Annotated in this window: 31 protein-coding genes and 1 tRNA gene; 20 read left to right on the forward strand and 12 right to left on the reverse strand. The window is 48.3% G+C overall.

Features of this window, described 5'->3' with window-relative positions; all coding sequences use genetic code 11:
- Positions 1-308 precede the first annotated feature (308 nt).
- The 9 genes from rnfB (at position 309) to G598_RS19575 (ending at position 7,593) form a co-directional block, all read left to right on the forward strand.
- Positions 309-1,139, forward strand: coding sequence for an RnfABCDGE type electron transport complex subunit B (gene rnfB, locus G598_RS0115790; protein ID WP_026767736.1), 831 nt, complete (start codon positions 309-311; stop codon positions 1,137-1,139).
- A gap of 10 nt (positions 1,140-1,149) precedes the next feature.
- Positions 1,150-2,385 (forward strand): histidine-type phosphatase, encoded by a 1,236-nt coding sequence (locus tag G598_RS0115795; RefSeq protein WP_026767737.1) that lies wholly within the window; start codon positions 1,150-1,152, stop codon positions 2,383-2,385.
- A gap of 2,131 nt (positions 2,386-4,516) precedes the next feature.
- Entirely contained in the window at positions 4,517-5,458 is a 942-nt protein-coding gene (locus tag G598_RS0115805) for a zinc ribbon domain-containing protein (RefSeq protein ID WP_026767738.1), read from the forward strand.
- Positions 5,459-5,713: 255 nt separating this feature from the next.
- Positions 5,714-6,052 carry a zinc ribbon domain-containing protein gene (locus tag G598_RS0115815; protein WP_071837995.1) on the forward strand — a complete coding sequence of 113 codons (339 nt, stop codon included), beginning with the start codon at positions 5,714-5,716 and terminating at the stop codon, positions 6,050-6,052.
- Between the two features lie 423 nt (positions 6,053-6,475).
- The gene (locus tag G598_RS0115820) at positions 6,476-6,700 is read left to right on the forward strand and encodes a DUF1659 domain-containing protein (protein ID WP_037364800.1); all 225 of its coding nucleotides are present in this window, start codon (positions 6,476-6,478) and stop codon (positions 6,698-6,700) included.
- 13 nt (positions 6,701-6,713) lie between these two features.
- A complete protein-coding gene (locus tag G598_RS0115825; protein WP_026767742.1) occupies positions 6,714-6,926 on the forward strand; it encodes a DUF2922 domain-containing protein in 213 nt (70 codons plus the stop codon).
- Between the two features lie 65 nt (positions 6,927-6,991).
- Complete coding sequence (locus tag G598_RS0115830; protein ID WP_026767743.1) at positions 6,992-7,198, forward strand: DUF1659 domain-containing protein; 207 nt, start codon at positions 6,992-6,994, stop codon at positions 7,196-7,198.
- Between the two features lie 14 nt (positions 7,199-7,212).
- Positions 7,213-7,431 carry a DUF2922 domain-containing protein gene (locus G598_RS0115835; protein ID WP_051180441.1) on the forward strand — a complete coding sequence of 73 codons (219 nt, stop codon included), beginning with the start codon at positions 7,213-7,215 and terminating at the stop codon, positions 7,429-7,431.
- A 12-nt stretch (positions 7,432-7,443) separates the two neighbouring features.
- A complete protein-coding gene (locus tag G598_RS19575) occupies positions 7,444-7,593 on the forward strand; it encodes a YvrJ family protein (RefSeq protein WP_071837954.1) in 150 nt (49 codons plus the stop codon).
- A gap of 114 nt (positions 7,594-7,707) precedes the next feature.
- On the opposite strand, the gene G598_RS18820 is transcribed toward G598_RS19575, so the two are convergent.
- Positions 7,708-8,892 (reverse strand): GIY-YIG nuclease family protein, encoded by a 1,185-nt coding sequence (locus tag G598_RS18820; protein ID WP_051180443.1) that lies wholly within the window; start codon positions 8,890-8,892, stop codon positions 7,708-7,710.
- A 599-nt stretch (positions 8,893-9,491) separates the two neighbouring features.
- Between G598_RS18820 and G598_RS19895 the strand changes: the two genes are divergently transcribed.
- The 3 genes from G598_RS19895 to G598_RS0115860 all read left to right on the forward strand — a co-directional run bounded on the left by G598_RS19895 (position 9,492) and on the right by G598_RS0115860 (position 11,127).
- Positions 9,492-9,719, forward strand: a complete 228-nt coding sequence (locus tag G598_RS19895) for a hypothetical protein (RefSeq protein WP_157833380.1) — start codon at positions 9,492-9,494, stop codon at positions 9,717-9,719.
- Between the two features lie 26 nt (positions 9,720-9,745).
- Positions 9,746-10,060 (forward strand): helix-turn-helix domain-containing protein, encoded by a 315-nt coding sequence (locus G598_RS0115855; RefSeq protein ID WP_037364803.1) that lies wholly within the window; start codon positions 9,746-9,748, stop codon positions 10,058-10,060.
- Positions 10,061-10,122: 62 nt separating this feature from the next.
- Positions 10,123-11,127 (forward strand): PDDEXK nuclease domain-containing protein, encoded by a 1,005-nt coding sequence (locus G598_RS0115860; RefSeq protein ID WP_037364834.1) that lies wholly within the window; start codon positions 10,123-10,125, stop codon positions 11,125-11,127.
- A gap of 59 nt (positions 11,128-11,186) precedes the next feature.
- Here the strand turns inward: G598_RS0115860 and G598_RS0115865 are convergent, their stop codons facing one another.
- The 9 genes from G598_RS0115865 to G598_RS18295 form a co-directional block, all read right to left on the reverse strand.
- Complete coding sequence (locus tag G598_RS0115865) at positions 11,187-11,666, reverse strand: YnfA family protein (RefSeq protein WP_336433150.1); 480 nt, start codon at positions 11,664-11,666, stop codon at positions 11,187-11,189.
- Entirely contained in the window at positions 11,603-12,586 is a 984-nt protein-coding gene (locus tag G598_RS0115870; RefSeq protein WP_026767748.1) for a YeiH family protein, read from the reverse strand. The genes G598_RS0115865 and G598_RS0115870 overlap by 64 nt, the downstream gene beginning before the upstream one ends.
- Positions 12,587-12,678: 92 nt before the next feature.
- The gene (locus G598_RS0115875) at positions 12,679-13,554 is read right to left on the reverse strand and encodes a LysR family transcriptional regulator (protein ID WP_026759374.1); all 876 of its coding nucleotides are present in this window, start codon (positions 13,552-13,554) and stop codon (positions 12,679-12,681) included.
- Positions 13,555-14,199: 645 nt separating this feature from the next.
- Complete coding sequence (locus G598_RS0115880; RefSeq protein ID WP_419185363.1) at positions 14,200-14,817, reverse strand: N-acetylmuramoyl-L-alanine amidase family protein; 618 nt, start codon at positions 14,815-14,817, stop codon at positions 14,200-14,202.
- Between the two features lie 40 nt (positions 14,818-14,857).
- A complete protein-coding gene (locus G598_RS0115885; protein WP_157833381.1) occupies positions 14,858-15,490 on the reverse strand; it encodes a hypothetical protein in 633 nt (210 codons plus the stop codon).
- On the reverse strand, positions 15,475-15,987 hold the full coding sequence (locus G598_RS0115890; protein WP_026767751.1) for a hypothetical protein: 513 nt from the start codon (positions 15,985-15,987) through the stop codon (positions 15,475-15,477). Before G598_RS0115890 ends, G598_RS0115885 begins: the two co-directional genes overlap by 16 nt.
- Complete coding sequence (locus tag G598_RS19990; protein ID WP_211221602.1) at positions 15,972-16,277, reverse strand: hypothetical protein; 306 nt, start codon at positions 16,275-16,277, stop codon at positions 15,972-15,974. Before G598_RS19990 ends, G598_RS0115890 begins: the two co-directional genes overlap by 16 nt.
- A gap of 26 nt (positions 16,278-16,303) precedes the next feature.
- Positions 16,304-16,687 carry a helix-turn-helix domain-containing protein gene (locus tag G598_RS0115900; RefSeq protein ID WP_026767753.1) on the reverse strand — a complete coding sequence of 128 codons (384 nt, stop codon included), beginning with the start codon at positions 16,685-16,687 and terminating at the stop codon, positions 16,304-16,306.
- Positions 16,687-16,899 (reverse strand): helix-turn-helix domain-containing protein, encoded by a 213-nt coding sequence (locus tag G598_RS18295; RefSeq protein WP_037364807.1) that lies wholly within the window; start codon positions 16,897-16,899, stop codon positions 16,687-16,689. The genes G598_RS0115900 and G598_RS18295 overlap by 1 nt, the downstream gene beginning before the upstream one ends.
- Before the next feature lie 247 nt (positions 16,900-17,146).
- Here G598_RS18295 and G598_RS18825 point away from each other — a divergent pair, with 247 nt between their 5' ends.
- Positions 17,147-17,584: a helix-turn-helix domain-containing protein gene (locus G598_RS18825; RefSeq protein ID WP_051180445.1), complete on the forward strand. Its 438-nt coding sequence runs from the start codon at positions 17,147-17,149 to the stop codon at positions 17,582-17,584.
- Positions 17,585-18,018: 434 nt separating this feature from the next.
- Positions 18,019-19,239 carry a site-specific integrase gene (locus G598_RS0115915; RefSeq protein WP_026767754.1) on the forward strand — a complete coding sequence of 407 codons (1,221 nt, stop codon included), beginning with the start codon at positions 18,019-18,021 and terminating at the stop codon, positions 19,237-19,239.
- A gap of 185 nt (positions 19,240-19,424) precedes the next feature.
- Here the strand turns inward: G598_RS0115915 and G598_RS0115920 are convergent.
- Positions 19,425-19,513: transfer RNA gene (locus G598_RS0115920), tRNA-Ser, on the reverse strand.
- A 279-nt stretch (positions 19,514-19,792) separates the two neighbouring features.
- Here G598_RS0115920 and G598_RS0115930 point away from each other — a divergent pair.
- The 4 genes from G598_RS0115930 (at position 19,793) to G598_RS0115950 (ending at position 23,408) form a co-directional block, all read left to right on the forward strand.
- Complete coding sequence (locus G598_RS0115930) at positions 19,793-20,110, forward strand: hypothetical protein (RefSeq protein ID WP_051180448.1); 318 nt, start codon at positions 19,793-19,795, stop codon at positions 20,108-20,110.
- A 127-nt stretch (positions 20,111-20,237) separates the two neighbouring features.
- The gene (locus G598_RS0115935; protein ID WP_026767756.1) at positions 20,238-21,548 is read left to right on the forward strand and encodes an ATP-binding protein; all 1,311 of its coding nucleotides are present in this window, start codon (positions 20,238-20,240) and stop codon (positions 21,546-21,548) included.
- Between the two features lie 24 nt (positions 21,549-21,572).
- A complete protein-coding gene (locus tag G598_RS0115940; RefSeq protein WP_026767757.1) occupies positions 21,573-22,376 on the forward strand; it encodes an HAD family hydrolase in 804 nt (267 codons plus the stop codon).
- Positions 22,377-22,922: 546 nt separating this feature from the next.
- Positions 22,923-23,408 carry a QueT transporter family protein gene (locus G598_RS0115950; RefSeq protein WP_026767758.1) on the forward strand — a complete coding sequence of 162 codons (486 nt, stop codon included), beginning with the start codon at positions 22,923-22,925 and terminating at the stop codon, positions 23,406-23,408.
- Between the two features lie 522 nt (positions 23,409-23,930).
- Here G598_RS0115950 and G598_RS0115955 read toward each other — a convergent pair.
- Positions 23,931-24,716, reverse strand: coding sequence for a DeoR/GlpR family DNA-binding transcription regulator (locus tag G598_RS0115955; protein ID WP_026767759.1), 786 nt, complete (start codon positions 24,714-24,716; stop codon positions 23,931-23,933).
- Between the two features lie 315 nt (positions 24,717-25,031).
- Here G598_RS0115955 and ulaG point away from each other — a divergent pair, with 315 nt between their 5' ends.
- Together ulaG and G598_RS0115965 are read left to right on the forward strand one after the other, a co-directional pair.
- Positions 25,032-26,135 carry an L-ascorbate 6-phosphate lactonase gene (gene ulaG / locus G598_RS0115960; RefSeq protein WP_026767760.1) on the forward strand — a complete coding sequence of 368 codons (1,104 nt, stop codon included), beginning with the start codon at positions 25,032-25,034 and terminating at the stop codon, positions 26,133-26,135.
- Between the two features lie 27 nt (positions 26,136-26,162).
- On the forward strand, positions 26,163-26,603 hold the full coding sequence (locus G598_RS0115965; protein WP_026767761.1) for a PTS sugar transporter subunit IIA: 441 nt from the start codon (positions 26,163-26,165) through the stop codon (positions 26,601-26,603).
- Positions 26,604-26,671 lie beyond the last annotated feature (68 nt).

The raw sequence follows: 26,671 nt of genomic DNA on the forward strand, positions 1-26,671 counted from the left end.
GGGGGAGTGCTTTTTCTGTAGGAGCGACTGCCTGAACGCAGTGAAGGCCGGCCCGACGCAGGCAGCAACTAGAAAGCACGTTGAAAGACGCGCCGCTGGCCTGCCCGGCGCATATAGCTAAACAGCGATTTCTGTCAGGGAGGGTCGTTTAGCGGAATCAGAAAAAGTACTCCCCCGTTCGCCCCTGCCCACGTATGAACAAGATACCTTTACCACGAACTGAACTCCACGACAAACTGCAATTTATTAAAGGCTGGTCCTGGAATATATTCATTTCCTTCAAGAGGTAACGGATGAGGTGGAGATAAATGGAAAAAGCAATGATGATTATCGTCGTGCTGGTCGGTGTCGGTCTGTTTTTCGGCATCGTACTGGCACTAGCGGATAAGAAATTTTATATGGCGGTGAATCCGCTGATTAACGAGGTGGAGGAAATCCTCCCCAAAGGGCAGTGCGGCGCCTGTGGTTTTGCGGGGTGTGCCAAATATGCTGAAGCCGTGGTCGAAGACCCCAGCGTTGCCCCGAATCTTTGCGTGCCGGGCAAGGCGGCTGTGGCGGCTAAAGTTGCTGAACTTACAGGCAAAAAAGCCGAAGTGACAGAACCTAAGTATGCTGCGCTAAAATGTCGCGGCACGAAAACCGCTGCCGCCATGGCGGCCCATTACGAGGGTGTGCCGGACTGTGCGGCGGCCAAACTCATTCAGGGCGGCCCAAAGGGCTGCAAGTTTGGCTGTATTGGTTTTGGCAACTGCGTCAAGGCCTGTCCTTTTGGCGCTATGAGCATGGGGGCAGACGGCCTGCCTGTGGTGGATAAGGATATCTGTACCGGCTGCGGCAAGTGCGTAGCAACCTGCCCGCAGGCGATTTTGACCTTGAAAGGTTTTCATGACCCTGTGGAGGTCTTGTGCAGCTCCCATGATAAAGGCCCGGCAGCCAAGAAACTCTGCAAGAATGCCTGCATTGGCTGTGGCCTGTGTATGCGCAATTGCCCGCATGGCGCCATTAAGATTGATAATTTTGTCGCGGTAGTGGACAGCAGCAAGTGCCGGGAATGTACGGAAGCAACCTGCCTCGCAAAGTGTCCAACAGGTGCGATTAAGTCCGTTTTAACAGAAAAAGCAGCCGCTAAGACTGCTTAGGAGGGTAAAGATGTTCTGGCGAAAACTATTTTTATTACTGGCAGCACTATGCTATGCAGCTACTGGTCAGCTGGTGGAAGCTGTACCGCAGGACGCATTTCACAGTAAGTATCATTTGGTGCAGGCTGTTGTCCTGTCACGGCATAATATTCGGGCACCACTGGCCAGTCCGGAGAAACTGGGAAAGATTACCACGCACGAGTGGCATGATTTTGGTGTAAATGGGGGGGAGCTTACCGCCCATGGTGCGCAGCTGGAAAAAAAGATGGGGGCGTACTGCCGTCTTTATTTCCAAAAGGAAGGACTGTTCTCTGCCGGTTATCAGCCTGAAGCAAGGGATATTCTCTTTTATGCAAATGCGTTCCAGCGTACCATTGCTACGGCTAAAGGCTTTGCCGCAGGTATGTTCCCCCAGGAGGTGCCGGTCAAGTACAAGGGCCATGTAAATGACGCTGACCCGGTATTCCTGCCGGGGCAGGGGGGGCATAAGGCGCCCTTTGATGAAAATCTGACAGCAGAACTTGCAGCATTGGGCGGAGATTCTGCCTTGACGCAAAGTGTGAGCGCTGGCGTGAAGACAGCGGCGGCACTTTTGGACAATCCGGAAATCAACACGGGCGAGTTTAAGGTGACTGTCCAGAATGGTGTCCATTTTGGCGGTTCTATCCGTCCGCTGATGACCGCCTGCGATGCCCTGACTTTGCAGTATTATGAGCTGGGCGACAGCCGGGCAAGTTTCGGGCATGAGCTGTCGTTTAACGAATGGCGGGATATTGCGGCGGTCAAGGATTTGGGGATTCATGTCTACCGGCATCTGCCCACCCTTTCCAGGGCTCTGGCACGGCCTGTGCTCTCCATTTTCCAGGAGGAAATGAACCTTCAGCGGAGAAAGTTCACCTTCCTGTGCGGCCATGATACCAATATTGCCTCGGTGATGGGCGCTTTGGAGGTCAAGCAGGCTGCCCTGCCGGAAACCATCGAGCAGGAAGCCCCTATCGGCTGCAAGCTGGTGGCAGAAGAATGGCAGAATAAGGAGGGGGAACGTTTTGTGGCCTTAAAGCTGGTCTATCCTTCGACCAGTCAGCTGCAGGGAAAAACGCCTATCGATGCAGATAATCCGCCACAGGCAGTGCCCTTGCATTTGCAAAATATCCATGCCAATCCGGACGGCCTGATGACCATGCAGGATTTCCAGCAGCGGCTTACGGATGCTATTACCAGTGATGCTGAACTAATGAAAAATTGACAAAGAACCGGACGTATGAGCAGTACGTCCGGTTCTTGGCTGTGTATTATATTTTAGGAGAGCTTTAACGAAAGCCTGAATATAATATAGCATTATTGAGAATGAAAATCAATAGTTTTTTGATATTTTTTCATAAACGAAAAGAGTTTCCAGGCTAAATTTTTATCCAAACCGCCGTAAAACCCCTAGCTTTAGCTATGGGGATATAAGGCAGACAACTGCTAACTTTCGTAGTATAATAGATTTAACCTAAAGAATACGAAAGAAAGGAGAAGCCCTGCTACGATAGAAACTGGACGAATCGAAAAACAAGGCCATGGGCAACCAGTTCTTAGCAGGTTGAGGTTGCGTGTATCAACCTGCGGTGATTTAAAGACCTCACCGCTGTAAAGATAACAAGCATTCGCATACACAAATACCGTGGGACACACGGGAATCTACGCTTTTGGAGATTGTGTAAGACGAGTTGACTTAGGCCAACTCGCTACGGTCGTTGAATTAAGAATCCCCTGCGTTTACACATGGGGAGTGTCAAGAATTGTCATGGTTTGTGTCCATGAAATAAGTACATTTTTTAGGAAAGATGTGGAAGATATAGCACCCCGGCAGAATTGACTTTTGCCGGGGTGTTTTTTGTCAGGAGTTGATTCGAACGATTTGATAAAATTTCGAACGATTCTTTATTATGCTAAAGGGGTTAAGAATGCTTATGATGAAAGGCTTGACGGGCGATATGTGGAAAAACGTGCGTGATTCGTTCGAACGATTCGGCATATTTTTGAACGATTCTATTGGTCAAAAAATGGTTGGAGAGCCTAAAATGGGGATGGTGTCAGCCTGCTGTTAAGGCGTTTCCCGCCCTGCGGTGTCTTTGCTTTGGTGGACAGGAAAGGCGGGGCTGCCTTCGCATTCCCGCCTTTCCTGTCCACGTCGCCAGAGACACTAACGTATCTCGTCCAAATTGTAGTACTATCCGCACGTAGCTATCAAAGATACGGACATAAATTGACCAGTCAATTTTGATATGGGTAAATATTTTTCAAAAGTTAATGCGCAAGGGGGCGATTGTGGCGGGACGTGCGGACGCACCTCCCGCGCGTTACTGCTCGGCATCCGCAGGCCGCAGCTTTGTCGGTCAAAATCTGCAGCAAGGCGGGCGGCACTAAGGGCAGGGGGCCGTCTCTGCACATGGACACATCCGCGTCCATTCTCCGCCCCCTTTCCCCCTACGGCCCCGACCAGCGGGGCCTACCCTCTTTCCCCCGTTTTCCTGCCCTGCGGTGCTGTGGCTCCTCGGTCAGGAAGGGGAATAAGGTGCTGCGGATTAGGGGGACAGGGGGCTCGGCAGCCCTCCCTGCGGTCGGGGCGACTATGGCGGCCAGCGAGAGCGGAGCAGGATAACTCGCGCCGCCATACCCCCTGCCCTCAGTGCCTATTACTGGTCAGAAGGGGGGGGAGAAGCCTGCTAGTCGTTCATGCGTAATCCCACCCATAGCGGTGTCCCGCTGCTTTGGTGGACATGGACGCTGGTGCCGACCTTGCGACCGGCACCAACTGTCCCTGTCCACGTCGCAGAAGAACACCGCCCCGCCCTAATAAAAGGCTATGCGTGGCAGGAAAGGTGGGGGCGGCGGACAGTCCGGCTCTATTCCTGCGGCGTTCCAGTCGTCAATCTCACGCGCCCGACGGGTGCTCAAGTCTTCGCACTATTTCCGCCGGGGTGTGAGCTTTCCTCCTTCCAGCGCTTAGTCATTCCGCCAGACAGACCGCCGCCGGTGTAACCCGTCACTGGCAACGCGTGTCCATTGCTTTTGGTGGACAGCTGCGCTATCCACGTCAGCACCGACACGGGGGCGATATCCTTTAGAGAAATTTGGACATAGGAAGGGAATATGATAATATAGGGCGAATAAGGTAATAAAATATTTCAAACTTAGCAGTTGTAAAACTGTCCAATAATTATTAAATCAGGTTATCTGAAATTAAATAGCAGAGACCTCCTCCGTTTCGTATAATGAAGACAACTAATTTTGTTTAGAAAGTATCTCTATGACCTTGGAATTGCTCGTATTTCACAGACGGTACTGTTTTTTTAATATATAGCATTAAACTAAAGAATGGAGTTGAGAACATGTCAAGGTTTTGTAAAAAATGCAATATCCATTTAGATAATGATGAAAGTATCTTTTGCCCAAAATGTGGAGAAAAATTAGTCGATGATGGTTGGCAATGTAAAAACTGCAATACAAAAAACAGAGTGGAAGCGTTATTCTGTCAAAAGTGTGGCTCTCCCAAAGTTCAACCAGATTCTACTAAGAATTCATGTTTAGAATCTTATAATAAAAACGGGATAACTCCTAAAAAAATTACAGCATGTATTTTAGGTGTAATATTAATACTTGTTATAGGGGGTCTTGCGAATCAAAAGTATCAAAAACATAAAGAAGAAGTAGAACATCAACAATATATGGAGTGGCAAAAGCAAAATGAGAAAGAGATTGAAGAAAAAAAGACAATTTTTTCTGACGACTATGGACTTACTACAATTTATTTTAATAAGGAAAATATAGATATTCTCGATACAAGAGCAATTTATTTTAAAGATATAGCCTTTAAACTTTCTACAGATTTAAAGGCTATACAACAAAACGATAGCATCGCAGAGTTTTTAGGTTATTCATCGGATGGTGAACATAGGCTTGTAATAGAAGTTCTTCCCCTAAATGACATTCTAAAAGAATATAAGAAATTAAGCGATATCCCTAAAAAAGATGAAGGAAGAGTTCAAGACGCAATGTCTAATTATATTAAAGATTTAGCTGAAAGGAGACATGCCAGAGTCCATCTAAAGAACTCGGAAGCTTTTAAATACAATAAAATAGAATATTATGTAACGCTATCGACACAACAGACAGATAAGTCTGAACGACAAACTGTTTATACATACTTAATACTAAATAAAAATGATGCTTATTTTATAACTGAAATATGTCCATATAATGACAATCCTTCTAGGGTCTCTAATTATTTTTGGGCAGCGGGAGTATTATATACTATTTGGTTAGAACAATGATTAATTGCAATGCTTAATTGAACAAATGAAGGAAGAAGGTGATACTTAATGTTACTTTTCTGGATTATATTTGTAATAGGGATGTCATACTATTGTAGAGCAATACGGGCTAGTTATAAACAAAAAAATTATGGCAAAATGTTTACTTTTACCATTTTGATGTTTATCTTCTTCGGCCTATCTATGGTCATAAAGACAATATCCCAGCAAGCTATTAGAGAATCGGTTAAGCGCTCTATGGGACTATAAAAGAAGGTGGCTATTTTGTTTTGTCACAAATGTGGTAAAAAGCTTTCAAATGATGTTGATTTCTGTATATACTGTGGTGCAAAAGCAATAAAACTAGAGGGAACAATTAGTGATATCACAACGCTACATGATAGCGAGTCTCCCCAAAAGAATACTGCAGAAATAGAAAAGGAAAATATTTCGATAATGAATGATTGTACTTCCTTAAATAATTCTAAACAGAGTTTAGATAATTCTGCACAAGAATCAATCAAAGATAGTGATATTACAACAGATGATTATTCGATTTGGTCTGGTATTGCATTTATCGGTGTAATGCTAATTTATGGCTTACTATTCACATAAAATTTTTCATACTTAATATGTACAAGAATCATTGAGAAATAAATATTCTTGCTGATGAACTAGCCTCCGGTAATACACGGTTTACCTTTACCATGAGAGGTAAAGTGGGAGACTGATTGGTCAAATGACTGGTCAGTAGCTTCTTTGTGCTATTTAGTATGAAATTTATATTGGACAATTTTTTACGTCAGTTTCAAGTGGGGGGCGGAAAAAAATCCTTGCATTTGACCGGTCAACTCCATAATATAGGAATTGAAAGAACTTTCCCGTGTAAATCCTAACTGAATACATATCGGAAATGACAAATTTTACGCTATCTGGCGCGAGACTGCGCTTAGATATATTTGGGTTGTCATTCCGCATAGAAGCCGCAGGGGTGATGACCTTGCGGCTTTTATGCGTTTTTATGAAGGAGGGAAAATTATGCCTACCATTCGTTCGAAACAGACCACTACGCTGAAAATCACCCGTGTAAAGGGCACGTCTAGCACAGGTAAGGACACCCATGATTACGTCAATCTTTCCGTCAATCCAGAGCTGGAGGACGGGGACGTGCTTTCCATTGGGCAGAAGCTCAGCAATTTGCAGAAATATCCCGTTGACGGTATTGGGCGCATTGACGCTAGTTCCTTGGCAGAAGAACATTAAGGAGGGCTAGACCATGAAAGAAACGCTTTTGATTGAGTTCGCGGTGGAAAACGGCAAAAATACCACCATTTCCATCCCCGACCCGCGCACGGATGTGACCAAGGCGGATGTATCTGCGGCGGCAGATGAAATCGTGGCCAAGAAGGCCGTCCTTTCTGCCGGAAATCCGGTGAGCGCCTTCAAACGGGCTTATGTCCGCACCATTGAGGAGACGGAGTTGGCGTAATTGCCGCTGAATAGACGTAGAGGAGGCCGCAGACTAGCGGCCTCTTTTGGTAAGGAGGGACGAGCATGCGCGTGAATTCGACGACGAACCTGAAAATTGCCTGTGTGATTGGCTGTGAAAATAACCGGGATGTTTGTAAAATTATTCATTTGCGGGTCAATCCCGAGGCGACGGACGATGACCTGCTCTTTGCCGGCAAGACCATTGCCGCATTGCAGACACTTCCCCTGCATAGTATTGACCGTGCAGATTGCTGTGATTTGACCGAATAAGGAGGGGCTGACCTGTGGTAGAAACAACGCTGATGATTATTTTTTGGCTGGATAATGGCAGAACCATGACCCTTTCCATCCCGAACCCGCGCAGCGACTTGACGCAAAGAGAGGTCAGCATGGCCATGTTTGAACTCTTGAAACGCGGGCTTATCCTGTCGGAAAACGGAGGGCGGGCAACCGCGGTCAAGCACATGTACCTGCGGATTGTGGATGAACAGCTCCTGCCATAAGGGGGCGAAAAGATGGAGCAGACCATACTCACCGCCGTTTCGGCTGTGGGCTTTCCCATTGTCGTGACGTTCTACCTATTGACCAGCTTTCAGAAGTCAATGGATAAATTCACCGATAAGCTGGGGGAGCTGATACAGGAACTTAGGCGGTTTGAAAAATGACGAAGGCGGGCGGCTGACCGGTCAATTTTGACAGTTAGGCGCCCATCTTTTTGCTTTCTACCCATAACTCCGTACCTGTATCCGTAGGATTGTTTCGACTATGCGGAGTTTGAGTTATTGAAAAAGATTTATGGAATTTTCATCATCCCTGCAATCGGGTAAAGAATCTATATAAGAATCTATAATTCTCACTGCATCGTTTAACGAGATAGAAAAAAACTCTCTATCTTCATTGTATCTATAATCCGATAGTAATTTATGAATAGTTCTCTCACATTCTGTATATTCACTCACTATTCTTTTATATGAGACAGTAAATTTGCCTGGTATATTTATCCCTCTTGAAATATCACGAGCTCTTTTGACAGGCTGTTGCTTTGTTTTTCCAATCTTTAATAGCCCTGGCATGAACTCATTTTCTAGTATGTATATGTACCCTTTACATCTCAATTCATCCCTATCATTTCTAGACGTTATAATATATTTATCTATACAATCATAATTATCAACTTCAATATAATCTGTAAATCCAATGCCGCCACCCCTAGAACCGGCTAAAGCATATATTTTTTTACTATTATATTTCATGAATACATTCCAACACATGGAATGTAACGCTGTTGCAAATTCCTTAGCTTCTATTTCGTTTTCAAAAGGATAATATTTTGTAACATTATATTTTTTTGATATTACAAAAATTTGTTTCCTTTTTATAGGTGGTTTTTTATCATCACGCATATTAATAATATTATTTTTTGTGATTTCTAGAGCATCTTTTATCTTTATTTTATAAAAATTTCTAGTTCCTTTTATTAAATAATCAAGCAATAAATCTTTTATGTTTTGTTTTGTCTCGTAAAAATTATAAATTATTTGCTGATACGCCATAATAAATTCTGCTGGCATACCTGTGCCGGCGGACATTATTTCTAGGATCTTATTGGGTTCATCTAGTGTAAAACCTAAGTTGATTAGGTCAGGAATTGCAGGGTTGATTAATATATACATATATCCAATATCATCTTTATAATTGTAATTTCGGGTAAAACTTGGCGGAGATATAACAAAATCATCATTTTCTTTTGTGTTTCTAGTTACAAACGACCTAGCTTCTTCTAGACTATTAAATCCTCGTTTTATGATGCTATGATTATTTTTAATAACAACTTTATACATCTTTTCTATTTTCTGATTTACTTTATATCCTTTATCAGTCCAATGACGCGCATCATATAAGGACTTAAATCCATAACAAAAGTTAAAATCGTAGCATTCGTCAGTCCAACTTATTAAATACATAATATCACCTTTATTGTTCTATAAATAACTACTTTGATATAATCATTTCCAATATGTTTGTTTTTATTACAGAAGTTTATCGGAATATCAATAATGAAGTTCATAACCATACTTTTATCTTCGCCATTGACCGCACAAATCCTTTTCCTTAAAAAAATAATCGTTTCCGCCTATAATGGGATATACTATTTTTTTAGAGTGACTATTTAACATGACAAAAAAGTATAACTCAGTGCATAGACTTCTGAACTGAAATCATAGAAGGACGAAGATGAGTATAAAGAAATGATGGAATAGATGCAGTCCAACAATCTGACCGCTAGAGAAATTGGCCGGTAATCCCTGGGGGTTGCTTGCTAACGTGGACGGCGCAGCTGTCCACCAAAAGCGACGGACACCTCGAATCTGTGACCGCTGTCCTGCCCCGCTTGACGGGTCCACTATGCTCTTGCGGGATAAGCGAACCAGTGACAAGGTTTTACTCCTTTTCCATCAGCAGCCGGACACAAACCAAATACGCATGACCGACGAGCAGCCTTGCTGCCCGCAGTGCCGTCCTTCTCCCTGTTGATTTTGACCGACAAGGGCACGGCCTGCGGATGCCGGATTGTAACGCGCGGGAGGCGCGCAGTACGTCCCGCAAGCAGTTGATGGATGGAAATAAACTTGAGGTGTCAGATTGGAACCTCAAGTTTGAAGACAAAAGTAACAGTGGGCGGCTGACTGGTCAATGTCAGCCCCGTCTGTGTACGATGGCGGTATTGGATTCGCAATTAATGTCGGATTTTACGACATTTTACATTGACAAGGCTGACATGCTCAAGTAAACTGATTATAAAGGTGGTGTGAAATCATGCACGAGAGATTAAAGGCGGCTAGAAAGGCGCTGCATTTGACGCAGGAGTTTGTGGCCAACCAGATGGGGATGGCACGGACGACAATTGTGGCCATTGAGGCGGGGAAGCGAGAAGTCAGCGCCAGCGAGTTAGCTGCTTTTGCAGAACTGTATGGTACCTCTATGGATGAGCTTGTGCATGGAAGGGCACCGGCAGAGGGAAAGACGGCCCGGTTCGCTCGGGAGTTTGCGGAACTGCCGGCTATGGATCAGGCAGAAATCATCAATCTGATGCAGTTCAAGAAACGCTATCGGGAGAGTATGGGTGGCTGATTTATTGATAATATGCTCTTGCGGGCCTGTATCCATCATAATAAGGAGATTGAATATTGCATATGAAAACAGATAGTGTTGTATCAAGCACTGAGCAATTACAGCTTATAAATACCATAAAGGCTCAAATCCGTCAGGCCCAGTACCAGACCATTCTGCAGGTCAACAGTCAGCTTATCTTGCTTTATTGGCAGATTGGTACGCTGCTGAATGAAAATGCTGCCTATGGAAACTCTTTTGTAGAAAGGCTGGCCGCTGAAATAAGAAGCGATTTTCCACGGATGAAGGGCTTTTCTGTGCGTAACCTTTGGTATATGAAGAAATTTGCTGCTATGACGGACAAAGAGATTCTGCAGACAGTGTCTGCAGAATTACCATGGTCGCATAATATTGTTCTGATGGAAAAGGTCAAGGATATGGAGCCGCGTTTGTGGTATGCCCGTAAGGCCATTGAAAATGGTTGGTCCAAAAATGTTTTGACGCATCAGATTGAGGGCCGGCTTTATGAGAGGCAGGAGACGGCGCCGAAGATAAGCAATTTCTCCAAGCTTTTGTCAAAGCCCCAGAGTGAACTGGCTCGGGATACCATGAAAGATCCGTATATTTTCGATTTTATCGAAATGCGGGAGGATATGCTGGAGCGGGATATAGAGGATGCATTGGTCAAGGATGTGACCAAGACCATGCTGGAACTGGGTAAGGGGTTTGCATTTGTGGGGCAGCAGTACCATCTGAATGTGGGTGGCGATGATTTCTTTATTGACCTTTTGTTCTATAACCTGAATCTGCGGTGCTATTTTGTCATTGAGCTGAAAACTGGTGACTTCAAGCCGGAGTATGCCGGTCAATTGAATTTCTACCTGTCAGCGGTGGACAGCCAGCTTCGTCACGAGTGGGACAATCCTTCCATCGGACTGATTCTCTGCAAAAACAAAAACAACGTGGTGGCGGAATACTCCCTGCGAGATATGAGTAAGCCTATGGGCGTCAGTGAGTACCGCCTGACACGGGAACTGCCGGAAGACTTAAAAACACAGCTTCCTACGGGGGCGGATTTTAACAAATAAATGAGGCGCTGTGGATAAAATGCTTTCGCATTTCATCACAGCGCCTTTTATTGATAAAATTAACGAGGCCAGTACATGATGACAAAGACACCAATCATGGCAATAAGACCACCAATGATGTCAAAGCGGTCTGGGGTTATATGGTCTATGCCCCAGACCCATAGGAGAGACATGACAATGAAAATTCCTCCATATGCAGCGTATATGCGGCCAAAATTTCCTTCAGGTTGAAATGTGGGTATCACGCCGTAAAGGATAAGTATGATAGCGCCCATAAGAGCAAAATAGATGCTTTTTCCTTCTCGGAGCCACAACCATATTAGATAGCCGCCACCGATTTCAAAAAGGCCGGCAATTAAGAAATAAGCTAGGGATTTCAGTATAATCTCAAACTTCCCACATGCAAAAACCTGACGGCTTCTTGAAAACTGTATACTAAGTTTATTATTAAACTTACCAGCATAAGTATTTGCTCTTATACAATACCAATCAGATACTGTATCAGCAGGGACATGCAGGCCACCGCTGCCCAGCAGCAAAGCCCCAGGAAAATGGGCTTTAAGCCATGCTTTACCAGTTCCCCGAGCCGGGTGTTCAGGCCAATGGCCGTCATGGCCATGACAATGGCGAATCTGCCCCAGGTGCCCAGTGCTTGCGAGAGTGCTTCCGGCAGAATGCCGGTGGTGTTGACAATGGAAGCCACTACAAACCACAGGATAAACCAGGGAAAAATCTTTTTGAAGTTAAAGCCAGCACCACTGCTTGATTTTTCCCGTGCCATCAGCAGGGCAAAAATCAGGCAGACCGGAACAATCATCAGAGCTCGGGTGAGTTTTACAATGGTGGCAAGGCCACCAGCTGCTTCGCTATAAGAATACCCCGCAGCTACCACGGAGGAAGTATCGTTTACCGCTGTCCCGGCCCACATGCCAAAGCCCAGGTCAGACATATTCATCAGATGGCCCAAAAAGGGGAAAATAAATACAGCCAGAACGTTGAAGAGAAAAATGGTGGAGATGGAAAAGGCGATGTCCTTGTCCTTGGCACCAATAACGGGAGCAATCGCTGCAATAGCTGAGCCGCCGCAGATGGCCGTACCTGCGCCAATAAGGGTGGTGGTATTGCGGTCAAGATGCAGCATTTTGCCTACCACCAAGGCTACCATAAATGCTGTTAGCAGGGTAAATATCATGACGGAAAAGGACTGGCTGCCAATGTCTAGCACATGAAAGAGGTTCATCTCAAAACCCAACAGGATAATGGCGTATTGAAGTATCTTTTTGCCTGTAAAGGCGATGCCAGGCTCTAAGGCCGTGGGGCGCTTTATTCCAGCCAGCAGCATGCCCAGCAGGATGCCAAATACCGGCCCGCCGATAATAGGAAACTGCTTGCCCAAAAGCCAGGCTGGTATGGCAATGACCAACGCCAGCAAAATACCGCGTATGTGTTCTTTTTTCATTTGTTAAGATGCCTCCTCGAATATCATTATGGAAACATCCTAACATTTGCTGGGGAAATTGTAAAATACTATGATTTGATGATTATCATAGGTTATAACCTATGATAATCATCAAAATTGCCGCAAAGGTCAATGAAATTCTCCAGGGCTGGCGTCTGATATTTATTGACATGGCAGACAATCCGAAAAGTCCGTGTAAAGGAAATGCCTGGAATGTCAAACTTGCTCAGCTTGCCTGCAGCAAGTTCATGGTTGGCAACCCGTTCTGACAGCACAGCTATACCAAAACCTGCCATGACCGCCTGCTTTATGCTTTCGGAATTATTGTAGGTGCCGATTATCTTAGGTTTTATACCCTGTTCCGTCATAATACGCGTAAAGAGTTCCCGAGTGCCGCTGCCTACTTCACGGGTAATGAAAGGCATTTGGGACAGGTCGGAAATAGTACGAGGGATAGGATTATGGGGAGCAGCCAGGAATACCAGTTCATCGGCCATAAAGGGATGTTCCTTCAGATAGGGAGAATGTATGTTTCCCTCTACCAGGGCCAAATCCAATTCATCATTCAGCAGGGCTTTTTCCAAAGTAGCAGTATTGTGAATGTACGAGTATACCCGCTGCCTACAGATTTTGCGGAATCTGTCCAGCAATGGGATAAATATGCTTTCTCCCACAGACAGTGTGGCACCAATTCGCAAGGGCGAGCCGTCAGCAAAATCCTGCATAGCAGATTCTGACTGGTTAACAAGGCCGGCGATGTGACGGGCATACTGCAAGAGTTCTTCCCCAGCTACGGTCAAAAAAAGCTTCTTGCCCAGCCGTTCAAAGAGCTTCGTTCCATAATGCTCTTCCATCTCTCGAATGGCCTGACTCACCGAGGGCTGGGAAATATGCAGTTTTTCGGCGGCTCGGGTCATGCCGCCTTCATCGTGGACATAGAGAAAAATTTGGAAATGACGCAGTGTCATAAAGATGCTCCTTGTTTCGTGTTTACTTCAATACGGATGAGCTAATAAAGAACCCGATAAAAACATATAATAATTGCATAGGGCCTCCCCAAAACAGTTGTAATGAAACATAGTATAATGCGGTTCCTTGGTATCGTCACTTGCGAATACTCTCATCCTCTGACAGTGTATTGTGAAGTTGTCATTGTCTATAGACAGGATAAACAGCAGATTGCTTTTTTGTCAAGAGAGGCTTTATATCTTACGCGATGCCCCAGTATTATCAAGGGAGCGGCTCCATTTTCGTGATGGGAAAGATGAGTATAATCATAAGTTCCTCCTGATAGATGTTCTCAATATAGTTTATCGAAAAGGAGGTGGCAAAGCAAGATGTTTGTCAGATTGAGTAAATTTCGGCAGAAAGCGAAAAATCTGTGTCCAATCGCTGAATAAGGCATCAGTGTGACATTCAAGGATTAGACAGCATTTCATATAAAGTAAGAGTTGGTGCGTGGATAAAATGATTTCGCATTTCATCACAGCACCTTTTCTCTATTCAGGCAAAATAAAAGAGTCTCGCAGGTTACCAAGCTGCAGACTCTTTTATCGGTGAACCCAGTGGGCTACCATCATTACTTCATTTGTAGCTTTATTATACCACCTCACCTACGCACTGGCAAGAAAATTTGCGTAATCCGTCACGCCCCGGGCAAGGGCTCTTGCTATGTCGTCGCCGTGGCGGGTGAGGAGGTTTACGTCCTCACTGTCGATAAAGCCGGTTTCGACGAGGACGGCGGGCATAGTGGTGTTGCGCAGGACGCAGAAGGAGGGATGGGCTTTGACGCCGCGGTCTTTGTAGCCTGCGTCAAAGGGGGAGAGGGTTTTTACGAGCTGGTTTTGGATGCAGGCTGCGAGCCTTCCGCCCGCTCCTTGCAGGTCGTAGCAGTAGGTTTCTGCGCCCCGCCCGCCGCCGGCGTTGACGTGGATGCTGAGGAAGATATCGGCGGGCCAGTGGTTGGCCGCGTCCACGACGCAAGGGTAGCCGGGGGCTTCGCCGTAGAGGTTATGGCTTTGCAGGAGTTTGACTTCTAAACCTGCGGCCTCTAAGTATTTGCCGCAGAGGGAGCCATAGGTCAGGGCCAGGTCACATTCGCGCAGGGTCAGGGCTGGATTTACGCAGCCGGGGTCGGGGGCACCGCCGAGGGCGTGGCCGGGATTGATAAATATGCGCATGGAACGCTCCTTTCTCTCGTGTACCGCCTCGCCCAGATTGGCAATAATCATTTTGACGATTGTTTATGCTATCTATGGGCGAGGTGATATACTAGCTCACAATAAAGCCGTCTTCGGTCATTTCCGTCAGATAGGTGTCCTCGCCTTCGTATTCGTGGGAGTAGACGGTATAGGTGCCGTCGCCTGTCAGGCTTTCGCTGATGTAGATGCAGGCGCCCAGGGCGTTCATCAGAGCGTCCGTCCATTCGTCGAAGTCGTAGAAGGTGCCCGCGATATGGGGCATGGCGGGGAGAAAGGCGGCGGCAGAGTCGCTGTTTGGCGGTTCTGCCATTGCAGGGGCAGCGGTGCTTGTATCGTCGGAGGCGGGCGGTGGAGAGGGGGCTGCCTGCGTTCCGGCGGGTGCAGGCGATACCACATGCGGGGCAGGGGCGAGACTGCCGCCCGCCGGACTGACCGTAGTGGCCGGACTGACTGCTACGGGCGGCTGACCCGTCAAAGGTGTATCGTTTTGACCCGTCAGCGTATAGTAGAGTTTCCTGCCCTGTTTGGTCAGTTGCAGCAGCCCCGCCATCTCGAGTTCCTTGCGTCCCGCCACGATACTGCCGTGGCTTAGGCCGGTTTTGTCCCGCAGCAGGTATTCGTCCAATATGCCGCCGCCTTTTGCCTGAATTACCGCGAGCAGTTTTTCTGCTTTTGCTGATACCATATTTACGCCTCCCCGCACTTTTGGAACACCGCAAATTCCCGCACGCCGCAGGGCGGGCGTTTTTGGATGCCGTGTTCGTGGTCGCGTTTTTCCATGCCATCGGCAAAAAGCCTGCGGCCCTCGATGGTGGCAAAGTCGATATAGTCTTTGCCGAGCATACTGCAGCGGGGCAGGATTTCCCGCGCCACGTCCCAGGCAAGGCTGGCGTAGAGCTGCGCCCAAAGCCGTGCCATGTGGGGGTAGCCAAAATCCCCCAATGCCAGGGCAATATCCAAAATATCGCCGCCGGACAGGTCAAACTCGGATGCCAGGTCAATGCCGTGGGGAGCGATATGCAGGGGCACCCAGAGCATAAGTCCCTCGCGGGTGAGCCGCTGCGCCAAAAGCTGCTGCCAGTAGGCGGCAAGGGACGGTTTTCCCGCAGAAAGCTGCGCCGCCTGCTCCTCCCGCTTTAGGCAATCTTCGATATAGAGGGCCTGCGGCCCGTCCAGTCGTAATCTCACACTTCGTTCCATGAAAGACGCGCTCCTTTCTCGTAGGCGACGCGAGCCACGGGCCTGCCGTTGACCAGTGCCACCATCTTTGACCGGTCAAACCGGACGGGTATCCGCGCCCGCCGGTAGACCTCCAAAACCACGCATTCGCTGGCAGTTCTGCCGCTAAATAGTCCATAATCTGCTGTTTCTGAATCTTCTATGCTGCTCAATTTGACATCTCCCTTATTTTGTCGTCTCGCAAAAATGCGCGCGGAATCCGCAAGGGGAAAAGCAATCGCCTCCCGCACCCCTTCACGGGAAATAGCCAAAATCGTTGTGGTGAATCCCAAAAATTTTATGCCAGATGCAATCCGTTTTTCTGTGCTTTCGCTGTCTGTACCGCCTCCCCGCTTTGTTCCACCTGCGGCGCAAGTTTCTGCCCGATATGGATATTGGACAAGATGTAATACCCCGCGGGCTTGTTGCCCCCAAACGACTGGTGGCGGATATAGCCGTAATCCTCCAGCTCCCGTCGGGCGCGCTTGACCATCGTGACCGACATTTTCGTGCCGCCCGCCAGCTCCATGAGCGACAGCCGCAGCGGAAAATGCCAGAACGCCTCATTGCCCCGGTACATCAGATACGACCAGAGCGCCTGCGCATGGGTGGACAGGGGAAACGATAGTTGCCGCTTGTAAAAATAGCGGATTTCCTGCATCCAGCCGCCAAGCGTATCCATCAGAGTTCAATGGAGGGCAGGCACGCGTCCTGATGCGCGGCGCAAGTAGCCAGCCAGTCCTCTGCGGACCGCTTGTGAATCATGATGCGGTGACCGATGCGGATAGCCGGAAAGCCCTGCACATGCGACAGCCGCCGAATGGACTTTTCCCCAAGCCCTGTGATTTTGGCAAATTCCTGCACCGATAAAAGAATCTTGATTGTTTCTTCCATATTTTTTCCACACCTTTCCACTTATTTGGTCGGGATTATCCTACCCACGAGGACACAAATCAACGGAATCCGTTATAATACTAGAATTTGATTGATTGTTTCCTGATAATCCCCATCTGTTAGTTTATTATACTATTGTTTGTTCGTGTTGTCTACTAAAAGATTGGTATTTTAGCGTATTTTAATAGTATTTTTATGGTATTTTGTGCCAGACTATGGTAGAATAGGGGTGAAAGGAGGATTAGAGGTGAACGATAAAATAAAAGCATGTGCGGCAAAATCTGACCGGTCAATCCTCGCGGAACGCCCTGACCTGGCGGAACGGTTCGCCGACCTTGACGCCCAGGATGCCAGCGATAACCTGTTTCCCGGGCGGCTCAAATCCTTGCGGCAGGAGCTTTCCATCCGGCAAAGTGAGATGGCCAAAATCCTCGGCGTACCGCTGACGACTTATGCCAACTGGGAGCAGGGACGTTCCTTTCCCAGCGTTGACCGCCTGCCGCGCATCGCGGCCTTCTTCGATGTGACCGTGGACTACCTCATGGGAGCCAACCGGGACACCGTGAACCGCCGCATTGTTGAGCAGCTGGCCGCGCTCTCTCCGGAGCAGCGCCAGGCTGTGGAGCTCGTTTTATCCAGTATGAACAGCAGCAAGAAAAGCACCAAAAAAAACAGCACAATATAACGAGGCAAGAAAATGCCTCTCGCCTCATCAGTGAGGGGCACGAATAGCCAAACAGGCGGCGAGTAAAACTTCCGCCTCGTTGAAACGCCAAGAGGAAGTTTTGCCTACGGCAAAACTTGAACAACGGCGTTATAGACCGGTGTTTGGCAGGCGTTCTGCCCACTACTATTATTTATAGGTTATGTCTTCCAATTAGGTACGTCTTAGGGACTCTGGCAGGCCTTGTGCCCCAAGGGATAGCGACTATCCACAGGGCACAATGTGCCCGCAGTTGTACCCGCACTTGTACCCGAAGATGTATCCGTAATAGTACCAACCCTGCCGGTTATCCACCGATTAATCACAAGAAATTCACAAGTTATCCACAGATTTATCCACAATCTGGGGAGTAAATCCACATCTTTCCTGTATCTACTCAAGAGGAGTGACAGGAAATGACAACGCAAAGCAAGTCTACCCATCGCGGTGCCGGTGAGGGCACCATTTACAAGGATACGGCCCGCAATCGCTGGGTGGCACAGGTCACCGTGGGCTATGATGGCCGGACGGGACGTTTAATCCGGCGGTCAAAATCTGCCCGCACCCGCAAAGAGGCGCAGGCGGCGCTGGCCGCGCTCAAGGAAAAATATGCCAGCCAGACAGCTATCCTGGCCAGTCGTATGACCGTAGGCCTTTGGCTTGACCGTTGGTTTGACACGTATTCCAGGCCCCATATCCGTCAGAATACGGCGGCCGGCTATTTGCTCATGATTGATATTGCCAAGGAATATGTCGGCAGGATTGACCTGGAGGCGCTCTGCAGCTTTGACCTGCAAAATGTCATCAACAAGCGCCTTTACAACCATTACCGGGAGGCCCAGTATTTTCGTACGGTCATGAAAATGGCCTTTGCGCGGGCGGTCAAACTGAAAATCATCCCCGAAAATCCGGCGGAGGATTTGGAACTGCCCAAGAAACCACCCAAGCGGCCCTTTATCGCGCCCACCAAGGAGCAGCGGGAGGCGCTGATTGAGGCACCCTCCATTTATTACTGCTGGCGTCAGATGATGCTGGTGGAGTTTATGACCGGCCTTAGGCGCGGGGAACTTTTGGCCCTGCATTGGGAGGATTTGAACCTGGAGGAAGGCTGGCTCAAAGTTCGTCACGCACTGGTCAACGGCCGGAAGGAAGCGGGCATGGATGCGTATCCCGTCTTTTTGAGTGAACCCAAGACGGAAAAGAGCCGCCGCCAGCTTTATCTGCCGCCTGCCCTTTGTCGGGAACTTGCGGCTTACAAGGTTCAGCAAATGAAACTTCGCCTGCAGAACGGCCATTGGGAGCACCCGGAAATGGTGTTCACGGATAAGGACGGGGCCTATATCAGCCCCTGCGTCTTTTCCTCCCAATACGTCAAAGTCCGCAAAAAGCTGGGCATCAAGACCACGTTCCACATGCTGCGCCACGATATGGCCAGCCGCATGAAAGCCTCACACCGCTTTGACTTCAAGGATATTCAGGAGCAGTTGGGGCATAGCACCATCCAGATTACCATGGATATTTATACACATATTAATGAAGAAAAAAAGGCAGCCGTCAGCGACTGGCTTCAAAACGACATGGATAATGTCGTGGACTTCGGCGAATGTGACAAAAACCAATTACGTCAGATGAAATGAAAAAAGGGACGACCAGCGCAGAAAAATCTGCCTGTTCGTCCCGACTCATCTAACGAAAAATGTCCGAAAAACGGCTATCCGTGCCAAACATAATACTTTCCTGTTGCCCGCAAGTTGCCCGCAGACACCTCAAAAAACACAGCAAAAAAGACCCGCACAAAAACGCGCGAGCCCTTTAATCTCAATGGCAGAGAGGGTGGGATTCGAACCCACGGTGGCTATTAACCACACTTGATTTCGAGTCAAGCACCTTCGACCACTCGGACACCTCTCCAAGGTCGTTCATGATTGAACAACAAATATTATAACATAAGGAGGGGGTGAGTGTAAAGAAGTTTATTACAAATTATTGCCTGGCTTGTCTTGCCTGTTTCGGTGGGGAGGATATTCGAAGTTATATTAGGTGGGAGATTTTGTTCGAGACAGTTTTGGGGGAGCAGGAGGAGTTATTTTTAATGAAATTTTAATGTTCATTTAATGTGATTTACAGAAATAAGTTGTATAGTAGGTTTCGTAGTTAAGAAATGGTAATTTTAGGTTAGGGGTAGATAAAATGTTAAAGGTGAATGGTAAAAAGGTTTTGGCATTGGCTTTGGCAGGTATGTTCAGCTTTGGTATCGCAGGTACGGCGATGACTTCGGTTACGGAAGCTGCGGATAAGCCGGCTTATGAAGATGGTACGCACAATGAGTACAGCCATCGCATGAAAGAGGAAGAACGTACGCACAGACAGAATGTACTGTCGCTGAAGTATCAGAAAAGGCATGGCGAATTGTCGGAAGAAGAGTTCGACAAGAAGATGAAGCAGGAACAGAAACGTCATGACCGTGTGGTCAGCGAAATCAAAGACGATTACAATCATCATAAATAAGCTGCGCAGGGTGGTGCAGCAAGAGCCTTCTCCTTTTTGGGGAAGGCTTTTTTGCATGTCCAAAGGGCTTGTGTTACAATGGAAAAGTGATGATTTTTACGGTGATATCGGGGATTGGAGGGCGCTTATGTATAAATTGATCAACCGCTTGGTTATCTACCGTGAGGCGGATAAAGAGGGAATCTTGTCTGACTTGGCAGAAATCTGCCGCTGTGTGGATGCGGGCAGTTTTGACCGTGAGGAGATGGCGGGGAGAACGCTGGCTGTGGTCAATCGTTTGCTCGATGTGGCAACCCGTTATGGGTTTGATGGCAATTTGTGGCAGGCGTATCTCGCTTTTTTGCTTTCGGTGACGGAAGCGCCGTTCACGTTGGTCTGCGAAAAGCGGGGGGCGTCTTCGGGCAGTGTGCGCAGCTTTGCCGAAAATGACCTGACGATTTTCCGCAAGCTTTGGGAGTATGATTTTTCCGGGTTGGAAAGGGCTTTGGGGCTGGATTGTTTTTCCATTTTGACGGATTATCAGGCGGTGGCCAAGTCGGAGCAGATTTACAACAAGAGCGTCAGCGACAAGGTACGTGAACTTGCGGCGGCTATTGGCGGGGCTGCAGATGGGGCGGCACTTTTTACGGTGGTGACGGATTTTTATGCCAAATATGGCGTGGGCATGTTAGGCCTGAATAAGGCGTTCCGCGTATCGCCGGAGATAGGTATCACCGGGCAGCTGTTGGAGCCGATTACCACCACGGGGGACATCAAGCTGTCCGATATCGTAGGGTATGAGAGCCAGAAGGAACGGCTGGTCGCCAATACGGAGGCATTTGTGCAGGGGCGCAAGGCGAATAATGTGCTCTTGTACGGTGATGCGGGGACGGGCAAGTCCACGAGCATAAAAGCTATCTTAAATGAGTATTATGACCAGGGCTTGCGCATGATTGAGGTCTATAAGCATGAGTTCCAGTATCTCCAGCGGATTATTGCGCGCATCAAGAACCGCAATTACAAATTCATCATTTATATGGATGATTTATCCTTTGAGGAATTTGAAATTGAGTACAAGTATTTGAAGGCGGTTATCGAGGGCGGTCTGGAGGTCAAGCCGGACAATATCCTGATTTATGCCACGAGCAACCGCCGTCATCTGATTAAGGAGCGGGTAGATGACCGGGCCGAGTTTGTAGACCCGGATTTGCACCCCAATGATACAGTACAGGAAAAATTGTCGCTGTCCGACCGCTTTGGCCTGTCGATTGGCTATTTCAAGCCGAATCAGAAGGAGTATTTTGCCATTGTGGAGGCCATTGCGGCGCGTTACCCGCAGATTAAGTTGTCCAGTGAGGAATTGCGGGCCGGGGCTGTGCGCTGGGAGATGAGCCATTCGGGGCTGTCGGGGCGTACGGCGCAGCAGTATATCAATTCTTTGCTGGGGCGTGTAGATTGATTGAAGGTTGAGTGAGGAGTTTATATGATCAAATTGATTCTTTCCGATATGGACGGTACGCTTTTGGACGAAAATAATCAGCTGCCGGCAGAGTTTGATGAGGTGATGGCAGAGCTGCATAAGCGCGGCGTGCAGTTTGCGCCGGCCAGCGGGCGGCAGTATTATTCTCTGCTGAAGAGTTTTCCGCAGTATGAAGACCGGTTTATCTTTGTCAGCGATAATGGCACGATTGTGCGGCAGCATGGCAAAGAGCTGTTTTCAGATGTTATCGAGCACGATGTGGCGCGGGAAATCTTCAATAGCGTCAATGATGTGGAGGGCGTTTATAATGTGCTCTGTGGCAAGGAGACGGTGTATCTCTTGAAGGATAAGCAGCCGGAAGCGCAGATGGCAGAACTCAAGAAGTATTTCCGGGCGGTGGAGATTGTGGACAGCTTTGATGATATCGCCGATGAGCCGATTAAGATTTCGTTTTTTACGCCGGATGCGGACGCAGAGGAGAAAATCTATCCGTTATTTGCGCCGTATTATGATTCCATGCAGGTCGTGCTGGCCAGTGCGTATTGGGTAGATGTGACCAATAAGGGGGCCAATAAGGGCATGGCGGTGAAGGCGCTGCAGAAACGGCTGGGGCTGAAGCCGGAGGAATGCGCGGTATTTGGCGATTATATGAACGATTTGGAAATGATGGGGGCGGCTTATTACAGCTATGCCATGGAAAATGCGTATCCGCCGGTGAAGGAAGCGGCGCGGTTCGTGGCGCCGAGCAATGCGGAGCATGGGGTGATGAAGACGATTCGCGGCTTTATGGAACAGGGATTGTGTTGACAGCGAGGCTCTAAGGACGCCGAGAGGACAGGCAATATTTTTCCTCCACTTAGACAGGCTTGTCAAACGTTGCGGAAAAACATCGCCTGTTCTCTCGGCTGGAACTTGGTGATTGATTGGCTTACATCCAGGATAAAAGGACGCCGCGGGACAGGTTATATTTTTCCTCCGCCATAGACAGGCTTGTCAAAAGCTGCGGAAAAACACAACCTGTCCCGCGGCTGGGCTTGGTCGTTTGCTGTTGACAGCGGCGTGCTAAGGACGCCGGGGAGCAGGTAATATTTTCCTTCGTCATAGGCAGGCTTGTCAAAAGCTGAGGAAAACATCACCTGTTCCCTGGCTGGGCTGTACTGATATGATGTTTACATCTATATGCTAAAGACGCCCGCGGGGCAGGTAATATTTTTCCTTCGCCATAGACAGGCTTGTCAAAAGCTGCGGAAAAACATCACCTGCCCCGCGGGCTGGGTTTTGTGTACTTGAATTGGACTTGTAACGAGGTGGCGGGATAGGTCTGGATAAGTGTTTGATAGGAGTGTGAGTTTTTTGAAACAGAGAAAATATACGCGGTTTTTGGCGCAGGCGGCAGTGATTGCGGCGGTTTATGTGGTGCTGACGGTGGTGTTTGCGCCGTTTTCGTTTAGTGAGGTGCAGGTGCGGATTTCGGAGGCGTTGACGATTTTGCCGGTGTTTACGGCAGCAGCGGTTCCGGGGCTGACGGTTGGGTGCCTGCTGGGCAATATTGTTGGTGGCGCACCGCTGCCTGATGTGGTGTTCGGGACGCTGGCTACTTTGATTGGGGCTGTGGGGACGCGGATACTGCGCAGCTGGAAGCCTGCGGCGGCAATCTTGCCGCCGATTGTGGCCAATATGCTGATCATTCCCTTTGTCCTGCGTTATGCGTATGATTTGGAACTGCCGATTCCCTTGATGATGGCCAGTGTCGGCTTGGGAGAGGTGATTTCCTGCGGCGTGCTGGGGCTGCTGCTGCATAAGGCGCTGTATCCGCGCCGCAAGGAGTTGTTTCGCTAAGAGCTTTCTTGTGCAAGGACGCCCGCGACGGCAGGTAGTATTTTCCTTCGCCATAGACAGGCTTGTCAAAAGCTGCGGAAAACACCACCTGCCGTCGCGGGCTGGGCGTGGTAGCAGATGGGCCTTACATCTCGGTGCAAAGGACGCCCGTGATGGCAGGCAGTATTTTCCTTCGCCATAGACAGGCTTGTCAAAAGCTGCGGAAAACACCACCTGCCGTCGCGGGCTGGGCGTGGTAGGAGATGGGCCTTACATGTCGGTGCAAAGGACGCCCGTGACGGCAGGCAGTATTTTCCTTCGCCATAGACAGGCTTGTCAAAAGCTGTGGAAAACACCACCTGCCGTCGCAGGCTGAGGTTGATGTACTGGAGATAGGTTTACATCGAGATACTGAAAACAATAAGATAAAGATAGCATTAAGCCCGGTGGCTGCGGGTGCTTTTCCGTCGCGTTTGACAAGCTTGCGCAGAGGAAAAGTACCCGCAGCCACCGGGCGTCTTTATATTGCGATGTAAACCAAAACTAAATATGCAGCTCGACTACTTCTACGCCGCTGTTTTTGATTGCGGTGAGTTTGTTTTCTTTGCTGCCATGGCAGGTAATCAGGCAGTCCACCTGACTGAGGTCGGCGCTGTGGAAGTTGTGCTCGCGCCCGATTTTGTTGTTGGCAGCCAGTACATAGCGTTTTCCCTGGCAGCGGCGCAGCATGGTGTCGTTGATGGCGGTTTCGGGCAGTACAGAGGTGGTAATACCGCCGTCGGCGCTGATGCCGCCTACGCCGATAAAGGCTTTGTCGGCGATGATTTTGGTCAGGGTGTGCAGGGCGAATTCGCCGACCAGCGATTTACGGCGCCGGTAAATTTCGCCGCCGGTCATGATGATGTCCACCTGAGAATCATGGGGGTGATTTAGGGCAAAACCGTTATTGGTTACCACGATGACACGCTTTCCTTTTAAGTAATCCAGCATCAGCAGAGCGGTGGAACTGGAATTGATGAAGATGGTGTCGCCGTCTTCCACCAGTTCGGCGGCGTAGCGCGCGATAAGCTGCTTTTGCTCCTTGTTCTCGGTTTCGTGGTTGTCCGTGGGGATATCTTCTTCCCGCAGTGATTCTTCTAATAATGTGGCACCGCCGTGGAAGCGTTCAATTAACTTTTGTTTTTCAAACATAATCAAATCCCGCCGGATGGTGGTGGGGGAAACGTCCAGCTTTTTGGCTATGGTTTCCACATCAATAGTCTTTTCTTCCCGCAGTTCCTTTAATAAAGCCTGCTGGCGTTTGAAAACGACGCTTTTGCTATTTTTCATGGAGAAAACCTCCTTGTACCTTTATTCCTTATTATTGTGCAAATTTAGCAATATAACAATTTATTTGCTTGATTCTATTATAAAGTGAAAATAAGCATAAATCAAGAGCAAAAATAAACGTAAATTGAGCATTTTATGAATAAAATAGAAAAAAATAAGCATTTTAAGAAAAAATAATTCAAAAAGGGCTTGAAATAAGCATAAAAGTGTTGTATGATATGAACATCAAATGATTTAGACCAATAACGAACATAACAAAAAGCAAAAAGCCATAAAATGTTCGTTACGCTTATTTACATCATTAGGAGGGGCAAAATGAGCAAGATTAGTGAAATGACGAGAGAATCCTGGATTAACAGCACGTTCCCGGAATGGGGCACCTGGCTGGTGGAAGACATCGAGCAGGCGGTTGTTCCGGAAGGTCAGGTTTCCATGTGGTGGCTGGGCTGCACGGGCGTTTGGTTCAAGACGCCGGGCGGTGCCAACGTAACGGTTGACCTCTGGTGCGGCAACGGCAAGCGCACGCATGGTGATGGTAAGATGAAGGTTGGTCATCAGATGGCTAACATGTGCGGCTGCCGCACGATGCAGCCGAACCTCCGCAACGTGCCGTTCGTCATTGACCCCTTCGCATTCAAGCATGTAGATGCAGTGCTCGCCACGCATTACCATCAGGACCATATGTCCGCTGAATGGGCAGCACACGTCATCAACAGCGGCATGACCACGACGGACGAGAACGGCAAGGAAATCCCGGTTCCCTTCATCGGCCCGGAAAAGAGCGTTGAAACCTGGGTGAAATGGGGCGTACCTCGTGAACGCTGCCAGGTGGTAAAACCGGGTGACACGATCAAGATCAAGGATATCGAAATCATCGCCCTCGACAGCTTCGACAGAACCTGCATCGTGACCACGGACAGCACCGGCGAGGATCGAGAAGAACTCACCGGCAAGTGCCCGACGGACATGGACGAAAAAGCAGTTAACTACCTCCTCAAAACGCCGGGCGGCAACATTTACCACTCCGGTGACAGCCACTTCTCCATTTACTTTGCTAAACATGGCAAGGATTATGACATCGATGTGGCCTTCGGTTCCTTCGGTGAGAACCCGATTGGCATGCAGGACAAGATGACGTCCATCGATATCCTCCGCATGGCTGAAAACCTCCAGTGCAAGGTTGTTGTTCCTATCCATTGGGATGTATGGACGAACTTCCAGGCAGACTGTGAAGAAATCAAAGTTCTCTATGACTTCAAGAAGGATCGCAACGAATACAAGTTCCATCCCTTCTTCTGGCAGGTGGGCGGCAAGTACACTTACCCGCAGGATAAAGACAAACTTTATTTCCATCATCGCCGGGGCTTCGAGGATTGCTTCGAGCATCCGCAGAATATCCCCTTCCGTTCCTGCCTGTAATAACCAAAACCAGAAAGGTGATCGTAAATGTTCAAAGAATTTGTGGAGAAAAAACACTATTCCTTCCATGAAGGGTTCGATGATTGGCGTGATGCGGTTCGCGCAGCCTGCGCACCGCTTCTGGCTGACGGGACCATCGAGAAGGAATATCCGGAAATCATCATTGAAAAGGTGGAGGAGCTTGGCCCCTACATCGTCATTGCACCGAACATCTGCATTCCGCATGCTGAGCGCGGCCGCGGGGTAAACGATACGGCCATGTGCTTCATGAAGACGGAAAAGCCGGTAAGCTTTGACCCGAATGACCCGGACAAAGATGCCCGCATCTTCGTGGTGCTGGCAGCAACGGATGATGAAGTTCACCTCAACAATCTGATGGCCCTTTCGGAAACCTTATCCGATGAGGATATTGTGGCGAAAGTTCTGGAAGCAAAAACACCGGAAGATTTGCTGAAAATCGAAGGTTAAGAAAATGTTTTAGCAGGGAGGAGCCGGGGGCGGTTCCTCCTAAGGGGAAAAGAAAGAAGGGGAATCAT

Source organism: Selenomonas ruminantium subsp. ruminantium ATCC 12561 (genome assembly GCF_000424065.1).
GTDB lineage: Bacteria > Bacillota > Negativicutes > Selenomonadales > Selenomonadaceae > Selenomonas_A > Selenomonas_A ruminantium.